A 10,464-nucleotide genomic window follows, 5' to 3' on the forward strand; every position below is an offset into this window, starting at 1 on the left:
TGACATAAACTGACAAATATATATTTACAGTTGTATTTATTTGTTATGGCTGTTTTAATAAGTTGTATTTTGAAAAATTCATAAAACTTAACTTATTGAAATATAATGATTTTAATTTTTCTCATTTGAAAAAAATGATATAGGTTCTAAAAAGAACTGACAAGACTGACAAAAGTTTATTAAAAGGGATTTTGCTCATCTCTATAATGATCAGTTTCTATTGAGATGTTTTCATAAGTGTTTTCATAACGGTCTATAAATCACAATTATCATATATCCTATTTATCATTTCTCTTATGAACATGAAAAATGATGCCATGGCTATAAAGCATATAACAGCTATAGAAAATGCGTAAAAACAGCAGCTTCAAATAACTAAACTGTAAATGAACGCATTGATTATAAAGAGAGCACCTATAAGAGGCTATTAAATTTTAAATGTATTATAAACAAAATTCACAAAAAAATTTAAATTCATTTAGTAAAAAAACTGATAGGTTATAAAGATAAAAATACGCATTATGAGAGCCTTTTTAAATATTATAGATGTATAGATTCAAAACATAACGCAATCGTTTCATAAAGCCCATAATATAGCTTTAAACGCATATAAATATAAAAGAAGCAATTCATAATCATAAGATATTATCAATACACAACGTATTTAAAAAATACAAAAAAATATCAAAAAAAGATAAAATATTATTTGACAATAAATACGTATTTTGTTATATGAGGACGATACGCTAATTTTTGTATTGTTATCCCCATTTCTTCTAAAAAAGCTACTTTTAGAACTTCACTAGAATGGGCGGGGTTATGCGTCATTTGTTTTCATTCCTTTCATCAATGGTAATCTTGATAATCAACAAGCTCCACATCTGTTCCGATAAAGCGAAAAATAACACGCCAATTTCCATTCATCTTAAAAAGTATATTACTCTTTATGCGCATTGGGAACGGCTTTTCTAGATCCTAGTAAGCTGAATATATAGCCTTGTCCGATTAGAACTCCAAAAATCGTAACAAAAACGCCTATGATTTGCATGATTTGAGGGATGAAGCCGAACAGGATTTGCACCAATAAGGCTGAAATAGGTACAAAATTGAAAAATATCGCCGTCTTACCCGGACCTCGGATCGCTATTCCAATATTCCAAAATAGGTAGGCTAAAACTGATCCTGCACCCCCCATCCAAAGGAGTGCGAATAAACTAGCACCGGACATAGACATCGTTTCTTGAAGAGGGGATTCGAATAAAAAGGTTAGGACGCCAAGGGCGACGGTGCCAGAGAGCATCGTCCAGCTTGTTGTTTCAAGCGGGGTTGCGTTCTTGACAAATGACCGCGTGCCCACGGTATAGAACGCCCAACCAATGGAACCTAAAAGAATCATAATATCTCCTTTGGCAAAGGAAACATGGTTAGACAAAAATCTCCCATTTGTTATGACTAAATAGACCCCGAACATGCTAATGAGCATCCCTATAACCCTCTCACAGGTTGGGAAAGATTTATTCATGATAGCTTCAATAATATTAGCACTAATAGGGGTTGTCGCCATGATGAGGGAGGCTGTTATAGGATTTGACGTTTGCAAGCCAACAAATAAAGCGCCATTAAACCCTGCCACACCGATAATCCCTAGGAAAATATAAGAAATAAAATTTTGCGATAAAACATGCCACCGCAAGCCTTCTTTGAAAATCATAATTAAAAATATGGCGATTACGGCAATGAGAAACCGCTCAAAAGAAGCTGTCCATGGAGAAACAGTCGTTAAAGCTATCTTAGTGGCTTGGAAATTGGAACCCCAAAAAAAGGTTCCTACGAGGGTTAAGACAAGAGCTATTCTGGGCGTGATTTTCATTGGATAGATCCTTATACTTGATACCAAAGTGGAGCATCGAGACGTATAGAAGAAATTTGTGCGGTATTAGATGAGGAAAGAATAAAGTTGACCGCGGAAGCAATGTCATCTGGGTGAAGCATTTTGGCAAGATTCTCTGGAGGTATCTCTGGGAATCCTTTAAAATTTCGACGAAAATCCGTATTAACTTTATCAACTTGGATTGAACAAACACGAATATTTTGTGGCATTCCCCATAAGCGCAACCCACCAGTATAGCCCTCTACAGCAAATTTAGAAGAAGAATATGAAATTAAAGAAGGATTGTATTCTACACCCCATATGGATGAAATATTTATAATATCGGCGCGAATTTCCTTTTTTAGATAGGGTAAAGTAGCAGCTGTTATATAGAACATTCCTTTAATATTCACATCAAATGTTTCAGCACATTCTTGAGCATCAATTGTTTCTGGATCGCCACTATAACAAATGCCTGCTACATTAACTAAGACATCAAGACCACCAAATTCTGAGATAACCTTATGGACAGAAGAGTCAATGGCTTCTTTATCGCGGATATCAACAATCAATTTACATAAGCTTGCCGTATCGATGGAGGTTGGTAGTTCTATGTCAATGATGTCTGCACTTGCTACCTTATGACCATTTTTCAATAAGTTTAGAACAATTGCTTTACCGATGCCGCGAGCGCCTCCTGTGACTAAAATACGTTTCTGTTGTTGTGAGTAAATTCCGGTCGTGTTTTTTATCATTTCGTTTAGCATTTTCTATACCTGAAGTTGTAATCATTAATATTCAGCTAGTTTATTTTTAGCCATGCATTATGTATTACTGTATTATGTTTAATGTATTGAGTATTATTAAATTGTTTAAATAATAAGATAGCCTTAAAGTTTATTGTGATTAGGTTGAATAACTAAAGAACTGATATTTCATGTAAAGACGTCTCATTAAAAGGAAATACCTTTTTAGAGGAGAATGCTAGAGTTTGTGATTCTTTAGGTAGATTTAAACAGCGCCAACCATGCTTGTGAGCATACGCCTCAAGCAAAGGATCGCCAATAACAGCGACAGGATGACCTACAAGCTTCAGCATATGCTCATCGGAAATATCATCACCGTAGGCCCAGCAGTTCTTAAGGTCACCACCATGTTTTTCAATAAAATCCTGAATCGCAAGCGCTTTTCCAACGCCGATCGTTTGCGGAGGGACGAAACGGCCATTATATTTTTGCCCATCATGCAATAGTTTTGTGGCCAAGATGTAAGGTACACCTAGATGTTCTGCAATGGGGGCTAGAATTTCTATAAAAGAGCCGGATACTAAGACCGGCTCAATTTTTTGGCTATGATGGGATTTTAGTTCTGTTACTACTTCTTGGATTAAGAAAGTAGGATTAATCAACGCGCGCTTTGCCCAAGTTTCTGCACATCTTGTTACTTCTGCTACAGCACGTCCGGCAAAAAATTCATAAAAGCGACGGTTTATTACGCTGCGCGGACTCTGGTTATCATGGTGTGCACGTAAAATAGCAGTAGTATCTGCATATTCCTCTTGGTGAGCGTTGGTTGAAAAACCTAGCCAAGATTTATACCAGAAATCGTGGAAAGCGAGCATACTCTTGCTCCGAATAAGGGTGCCATCTACATCGAAGAATGCATACGCAAGGCTCATTATTAATTTCTCCCTTCAAAAAAAATTAAATACTTTATAATGTTGTTTGTTCTTTATAAGCATGGATATGATTTATTCGTAATATTAATCCTTTGTTGTGAATTCCCAGAAACCTGTTTTTTTGAGCTTTAGCTGCGCGTGGACATCCCCTCCTAAGCCATACCATCCGATCGCACCGCCTCGATTCATTTGATAACTCATCCAAAGCAAGACGATATTTACTATTCGATTAGCAGAGGGATCGTTCACAGATGGAAACGGATTGGGTAATATTGCTTGATAAAAGGCATGCCCATCAGCATCTGCCAGTAGTATATTGGGAAGACCAAGTGGGCCGGGTCGTGTAGGTGCATGGGGATTCAGATCATGTTGCCGTAGTGCCATAATTGTGTAAAGACTGTTAGGAATTAACCCCAAAAATTCAAAACGAAAATGTCCTGTTCGTTGGTCGTTAGGGACGGAAACTTCCATGGATCCTTTCGCTTTACACCATTGTTCAAGGGTTATCGGCGCAGTAATCTTTCTACCATCTTGGTTTCGAGCGTCTGGTATTGGTACTTCATGGAAGCCATAGCTTGGCAGATAAATATTTTTCGCATTGGGGCATTGCGCTGGTGCAAATATTACTGGATAATTATTGCATGGTAATGGTAAGGGCAGAGTATGTAATACAAGAGAGGCATCACTACTAGAAAGAGGATCTGAAAGTTCTTTTATGATATCGTAGGGAGCATTCTTGCCGAATTCAGGAGTTACAGTAGAGGTTGATACCAAAGCTCTTCCCCACTCTGAGGTAAGTTCTCCATGGGAATTCATGCGATTGATTTGTCCAATAACAATAAAATTTCCCTTTTCATCCATTACTTCGCTCGGGGGATAAGTCGGTCCTTGTGTAGTCAAACTTAGTTCGTACATTATTGTTTTCATAGATAATGCCTCTACGCAAGATAAACATTTTCAAGGTTCTCAGCTTTCCGCGAGATAGAGTCCCTACCTGTTTGCTTGTTAAGAAATTTAATCGCTTGTTTGTGTTCATTCTTCTTTAGTTTTTCTGCATGATAAGCAGTAAACTGAAAGGAAAGAGTAGCGGCGCTCGTGTCGCCTTGGTTAACTGATATAGTTATATCGAAGTGAAGGCGAGATAATCTGGATATATCGCTAGAGTTAATTCGATAGTTAAAAACAACGTCAAGAGGGAATACAAACCCTGTAAAATTGGCAGCCAGGCTATTTAACACGAAGTAATACGGCTCCGTCCAGTTATCTCCGATAAAATATTCCTCAGTAACTGCTAAAAACATTTGACGAGCTGCTTCAATCAACACCATACCTTGTATATGTTGTCCAGTTTGATGATCATTCATTAGTTCTGACCGTTCATCCAATATTAAGTGAGATTCAAAATTATGCTCATCTAAACGTTTCGGGTGAGAGATAATCGCATTTCTGATGTAGTGCTTATGACTTTGCAGGCGGCTAACGCGAAGTGGACGCTGTAGTAGAGGAGAAATATCAATCCCGTGGGCTGCGAGTGGATATAGTCCTTGGTCATAAAGAGCTTGAGCTTGAACTTCTGTTAACCCTTGACCGCTAACAAGTTGACTATTACTAGGTAAATTGGCAAAGGAATTTGTACGTATTATCTCTAAAATTTCCCCAAAAGTCTTAACGTTTTCATGTATACTAAATTCATGAAATTTATTGCCAACTATAAAAATTTTCTTATTAGATGTATTTTTCATTGTGCTCCCTGCCTCAAAATTATAACTAATTTTAACTCTCTTTTTATATCTCTTTGATTTATTTGAAATAAAAACATACTCTTCATAAAATTATTATATGGCTTTAAAAATCGGTAACTACGTTATTGATCAAATATAAGCAAAAATTTACCAAAATAATTACATTACTTAAAACATACATGGCTTTTCGGTAATATTATAGAAGAGTAAGCGCTCATTTTTAGCAATCACTACCCTCCACTCAAACCAAAAGCTGCAGCTTAGTTTTACAGCTGTCGCCGTAGTTCGTTGTTAATTAATAAAGCGTTTGTAAATTTTTGTATAAAGTCCACCTTCTCCACCCGTGATAAAATTGTCTCCGGCCTTTTTAATTATCTCTTGATAGCGCGGAGAAGAAAAAAGGCTCTTATAGATCTCAGGATCAACAGAAAAACCGGAGAGAAACATAACACCCGGCTCTGTACTAATGATGGAATGATAAGCAATAAACTCTTCAACCTCAGATGCCTTGCGTACTACGTCAAAAATGGTTTTGTCTCGCCATTGGCGGTAGGAGGTAAAACGGCTTGGAGGAACCTCAATATGACGCAGCTGCAGATACGGTGTGCTAGGCAAAGACTGCTTGAGCACTTTTACCGATTCAACATAGGTCAAAAGTTGACGACGAAAGTCGTTCACAAGATCTTCTCCCAATAATTTTAATTCAAGCTCCCATATCCCCGGCAAGCTCTCAATCTGTTTTAATGAGGGCAAGGCTCTCAACTGCAGAACAGTCCTATTATCAAGAGATACAAACACCGTAGCCTGCTGCTCAGATTTTTCTGCTGTGATCTGCCTCCATTTCTTAGCTACTGTAAGAGTTTGGTTTTCTTTAGGATATATTTCTGTAATTAAAAGATACGGTGTAGACATTAAATTCTCCTTGAAATTAAGAAAAAAATTAAATTCGTAAGTATCACGCTTTTGATAATAATGATGTTGCTGGCAAATAAATTTCTCTATGTCTCCTTGCGTGAGACAAAAACTTCTTTAGCAATTTCAACGACATTAATCGCTGCAGGAAAGCCTGCATAAGGAGCAATGTGAATTGCTAATTCAATCACCTGTTCGGGCGTGCCACCTACATTAAGCAGACCCTGTATATGCAGCTTCAGCTGTGGAATCGCAGTTCCTAACGTTCCTAACGCTGCCACCGTTATAATTTCCCGTTCAAAGAAGTTGAGGATAGGCCGTGTGTAGATATCACCAAACCCAAACTCAACAACAAAACGAGCTAAGTCTGGAGCAATGCTACCCAGTGTCTTAATAATCATTTGTCCATCGGGGCCATCAATATGTTCTAGTGCCTTCAGTCCAGATTCGTAGCGATCCTCGCATACTAATGGCGAGCCGCAACTAGATATGAAGTCTAGTTGCTTTTCATCAAAGACCTCTTTTGCAGCAAAAACACTATTTAAGGCTGCTGGAAACCCTGCATAAAGTGCCAACTGTATCATTACTTCAATCAGCTCAGCAGGACTACACCCAATATTAAGAGCACTGGTAAGGTGGAATTTGAGTTGCCGTCTTGCATTACCGAGAGTTGCAAAGATGGCAACGGTGGCAAGCTGCCGAATACGGCTTGTTAAGTGAGGTCGCTCATAAATTTCTCCATACACAAAAGAGATGATGAATTTTGCGAGATCAGGGGCAACATCGGCCATTTCTTCAAGAATTGAAGGAGTCTCGACCAATTCCATAGAGCGTAAACGCTCCACGCCCAATTCATAAGCATTTTTCTTATAATTTACAAATGTTTGTTCTTGCATGTAATGGCCCCCTCCCCACGGAGCCTTAGTTGGATAAGGCTTTTACTTTCCTTAAAGACTAAACCTTCAATTAAAATGCAATACCTTATCTCCTCTTGCGGATTTGCATTGCATGAATCATTATCGTGCTTTAATATCCTAGTCAATCATTTTTGTAAATTTATTTTATATTATTTTTCATTTTTTACATTATAGGCAATCCTTATGAAGCTATAGCAGATAGTAAGGGATTTTTCTATGGCATTAATATTACGTTGATGCAGCAGGCACGTGTAGCCTTTCCAGACGTTGTACTTAAGACTGAGCTAAAATTAGCAAATTAAACCCTTCTTATTCGTATTTGCGCAAGAGAACTGAGGTGTAACTTGTTGAGCGTAGAAACACCATGCATGATTATGTGCGCATTGAGCTATAGGACTTAGTTGTATTTAGTATTTGCGGCTTGAATTTACCGAGGAAAGTGCGAAGCGTTAAATTTATAACAGATGCTACTGACTTACCTCTAATCTAGTAAAGTTCTATCATGACAAAGCCATTTGTTGGGGTGTACGGAAGAGCTTTGTTTTTAACTCAAGTTAGAGGTATGTAATAGCAGATGAGTGCAGTACTCCTTTGCTGCAAAGTCCTCCAATCGGTTTAGCTAAAAATATTATGCCGCAATTAGGTGCCCAATATAGCTTGATCATGTCTATAAATTTTGGTTTAATACCTTTAGCACTGGAGAACTTTAGTAAAATTAATGCTGTGTGCCTCTATCAAGTTGTAAAATATATTATGCTTTAAGATCTCGGTAAAAATTTTCATGAGAGCCAAGTGCTAACAAGGTCAAAGTAATCGTGTGATCTTCATAGCTGTAAGCAAGCAGCGTCAATTGCTTGGCCATTTTAAATTTATAGACAAAAACACCAGAAAGATCACCTGTTTTGGCTTGACCAATGTTGGGCGTTTTCATAATGACGCGAACAGCTTGGTCTAGATCTTGTTTTTGGTTGGCATGCAGTTTTTTGACAGTTTTTTTAAATGAATTGGTTTGTAAAACTTGCATAGATTCAGCCAAATTCGAATGCTGTTACATCGCCATCTGCATTTTCTTGTTGTCCAAGTAAGATTGCTTGAATAAATTGAAAAGAGAGATCTGGATTTTCTTCGGCTATTTTGCCCATACGCGACCAATATTCAATTTGCTTAGGAACCGAGCGGCTATAAACAGACGCGTAACGCTTAGCCTCATTAATGAGATCATCAGACAGTTTAACAGTTGTAGCCATGACTATACTCCTACCTTACAATAAGGTGGTAATATAGTTCAAAAGGTGTTAAAAAGCAACCTTTGAAACACAATAACCTTAGCAGATCTCTAACACAATTCCTTCTCTCACAGCCATCTTTCTTAATATCTGAAAGAAGAGAAAATAAAAGATAAATTTAGAACTAAATGATCGAGAATAAGCTCTAAAAAGGTTCGGGATAGGCAGAAAATAAGTTAAAAGAATCAACGGAATCAAAATTCCCGAACTTCTATATAATCTATTCTTTTAGAGAGATCATACAAGCGCTCATTAGAATTGGCTTGCTTGGAAAACAAGCTTATGATCAGACGCTCTCTTTCTCCAAACAGTTTTGTGCTGATCTCAAACGAGCAAAACAGAAAGCAGAGAGAGCAAAAGCAATTTGGCAACAAAGCCAACCAATCAAAAATACTTTAGCAGAAACCTATTTACGTATGCGGGGGATCACATGTGATTTGCCTGCTGATTTACGCTTTTACGACAAGTGTCCACACCCCTCTGGGATTACACTGCCCGCGTTGGTTGCTCTTGTTAAGGGGGCTGGCTCTTTCGCCATTCATAGAACCTTTTTACAAGCCAATGGCTGCAAAACAGACCAAAAACCAGCAAAAGCCATGTTGGGATCTGTAACAGGTGGTGCTGTGCATTTAAGTCAAGGCAATCCCAAACATCTGGTCATTTGTGAGGGCATTGAAACCGGTCTGGCTCTTTTGTCTGGGTTGTTATCAGAGCCCGTTGATTTATGGGCTTCTCTTTCAACCAGTGGCATGATGCGTGTGAATTTACCCCATACAAAAGGACGTCTCACCATTGCAATGGACGGCGATGATGCGGGTCGTAAAGCAGGTTTTACCATAGCTGCGCGTGCCTATAGACAAGGCTTTGAGGTCTTTATGATGCAAGCTCCAAAAGGAACCGATTTTAATAACGTATTACTTTCTTAAAAGAGGGAAACTATGAAAGATAGTAATTTACAAAACAATAATGAAAATACTCCCGTCAATGATAACGATAATGTCTCTTTAAACGAAAATACTTGTTTAAAAGCCATTTCTTATGAACAAGCCTTGCAACAAAATGGTTGGGGGCAATTACAACCGATTGCTACGGCTCTCTTACCCGTCGAGCCTTTTAAAATATTCCTGCTTCCAACACCATTAATAAACTATGTTTATGACGTTGCTGATATTCAACAATCTTCTATCGATTTTGTTGCTGTTTCTGCTTTATGTGGATTGTCTGCTGTCATTGGAAATGGCGTGCGGGTTTCTCCAAAACAACATGCCAATTGGAAAATTGTTCCTAATCTCTGGGGTGCCATTGTGGGGGAACCTTCAACTATGAAAACAGATACCATGGAAGCTGCTTTAGTACCTCTTGATGTTTTTCAAGAGGAATGGCATCAAGAATGGTTAAAGAAGAAAAAACAGCAAGAAACAAAAGATATTCTTATTGAATTAGACAAAAGAGAAAAGAAAAAACAAGCCTACAAAGCACTCAAAGATCAAGACGAGGAACAAGCCCTTGCTCTTCTTTCTCAATCTCTTGAACATAAAGAAAGTGAGGAAGATGACACGCTTAATAAACGACGTCTTATTGTCAACGATGTGACCGTCGAAAAGCTTGGGGAATTGTTAAAAGAAAACCCCCGTGGTCTCTTGTTGGTTCGTGATGAATTATCTGGTTTTTTATCCGATTTGGAACGGAAGGAATATCAATCAGACCGTTCTTTCTATCTAACAGCTTTTAATGGCAAAAAATCATACACCTATGACCGTATAGGACGTGGAACCATTTTTATTCCCAATGCAACCATTTCCATTATTGGGGGCATTCAACCTTCACGGATTATTCCCATTATTCAAGCAATGCACCATGGAACAAATAATGACGGCTTATTGCAACGGTTTCAAATGCTGGTGTGGCCCGATGAACGAAAAGAGCGGTTATGGGTTGATAGACCTCCCAATCAAAAGGTATGGGAAAGTTATCAAGAAATTTTTCGTTCTCTTTATGATAAACCATTAGGATCACCAAAACACCCTATTACCATACGCTTTTCTGCTGAAGCTCAAGA

Annotated in this window: 11 protein-coding genes and 2 pseudogenes; 2 read left to right on the forward strand and 11 right to left on the reverse strand. The window is 38.0% G+C overall.

Annotated features, from left to right (window positions below; genetic code table 11):
• Positions 1 to 702: 702 nt before the first annotated feature.
• From ACFIMP_RS08735 to ACFIMP_RS08785, 11 genes and pseudogenes are all read right to left on the reverse strand, one after another.
• Complete coding sequence (locus ACFIMP_RS08735; protein WP_281433075.1) at positions 703 to 828, reverse strand: helix-turn-helix domain-containing protein; 126 nt, start codon at positions 826 to 828, stop codon at positions 703 to 705.
• An 18-nt stretch (positions 829 to 846) separates the two neighbouring features.
• Positions 847 to 924: pseudogene (locus tag ACFIMP_RS08740) on the reverse strand (type II toxin-antitoxin system RelE/ParE family toxin); the annotation flags it as partial.
• 13 nt (positions 925 to 937) lie between these two features.
• The gene (locus ACFIMP_RS08745) at positions 938 to 1,870 is read right to left on the reverse strand and encodes a DMT family transporter (protein ID WP_375624018.1); all 933 of its coding nucleotides are present in this window, start codon (positions 1,868 to 1,870) and stop codon (positions 938 to 940) included.
• A gap of 11 nt (positions 1,871 to 1,881) precedes the next feature.
• Positions 1,882 to 2,637 carry an SDR family oxidoreductase gene (locus tag ACFIMP_RS08750; RefSeq protein WP_375613840.1) on the reverse strand — a complete coding sequence of 252 codons (756 nt, stop codon included), beginning with the start codon at positions 2,635 to 2,637 and terminating at the stop codon, positions 1,882 to 1,884.
• A 152-nt stretch (positions 2,638 to 2,789) separates the two neighbouring features.
• Entirely contained in the window at positions 2,790 to 3,548 is a 759-nt protein-coding gene (locus tag ACFIMP_RS08755) for an HAD family hydrolase (protein WP_254492176.1), read from the reverse strand.
• 84 nt (positions 3,549 to 3,632) lie between these two features.
• Positions 3,633 to 4,475: a hypothetical protein gene (locus ACFIMP_RS08760; protein ID WP_273758244.1), complete on the reverse strand. Its 843-nt coding sequence runs from the start codon at positions 4,473 to 4,475 to the stop codon at positions 3,633 to 3,635.
• Between the two features lie 11 nt (positions 4,476 to 4,486).
• Entirely contained in the window at positions 4,487 to 5,290 is an 804-nt protein-coding gene (locus ACFIMP_RS08765; protein WP_375628395.1) for an AfsA-related hotdog domain-containing protein, read from the reverse strand.
• A gap of 291 nt (positions 5,291 to 5,581) precedes the next feature.
• Complete coding sequence (locus tag ACFIMP_RS08770; protein WP_273758245.1) at positions 5,582 to 6,202, reverse strand: hypothetical protein; 621 nt, start codon at positions 6,200 to 6,202, stop codon at positions 5,582 to 5,584.
• 86 nt (positions 6,203 to 6,288) lie between these two features.
• Positions 6,289 to 7,098, reverse strand: coding sequence for a carboxymuconolactone decarboxylase family protein (locus tag ACFIMP_RS08775; RefSeq protein WP_375628393.1), 810 nt, complete (start codon positions 7,096 to 7,098; stop codon positions 6,289 to 6,291).
• Between the two features lie 772 nt (positions 7,099 to 7,870).
• Positions 7,871 to 8,155 carry a type II toxin-antitoxin system RelE/ParE family toxin gene (locus tag ACFIMP_RS08780; RefSeq protein ID WP_375628392.1) on the reverse strand — a complete coding sequence of 95 codons (285 nt, stop codon included), beginning with the start codon at positions 8,153 to 8,155 and terminating at the stop codon, positions 7,871 to 7,873.
• Positions 8,148 to 8,366, reverse strand: coding sequence for a TA system antitoxin ParD family protein (locus tag ACFIMP_RS08785; protein ID WP_005773872.1), 219 nt, complete (start codon positions 8,364 to 8,366; stop codon positions 8,148 to 8,150). Before ACFIMP_RS08785 ends, ACFIMP_RS08780 begins: the two co-directional genes overlap by 8 nt.
• Positions 8,367 to 8,629: 263 nt before the next feature.
• Here ACFIMP_RS08785 and ACFIMP_RS08790 point away from each other — a divergent pair.
• Both ACFIMP_RS08790 and ACFIMP_RS08795 read left to right on the forward strand, forming a co-directional pair.
• Positions 8,630 to 9,331, forward strand: a pseudogene (locus tag ACFIMP_RS08790) (DUF7146 domain-containing protein); the annotation flags it as partial.
• Positions 9,332 to 9,343: 12 nt separating this feature from the next.
• Positions 9,344 to 10,464 (forward strand): YfjI family protein (locus tag ACFIMP_RS08795; protein WP_375686272.1); only part of this gene is annotated, 1,121 nt, incomplete at its 3' end.

The sequence above is a fragment of the Bartonella sp. AP65SXKL genome, assembly GCF_042195725.1.
GTDB lineage: Bacteria > Pseudomonadota > Alphaproteobacteria > Rhizobiales > Rhizobiaceae > Bartonella.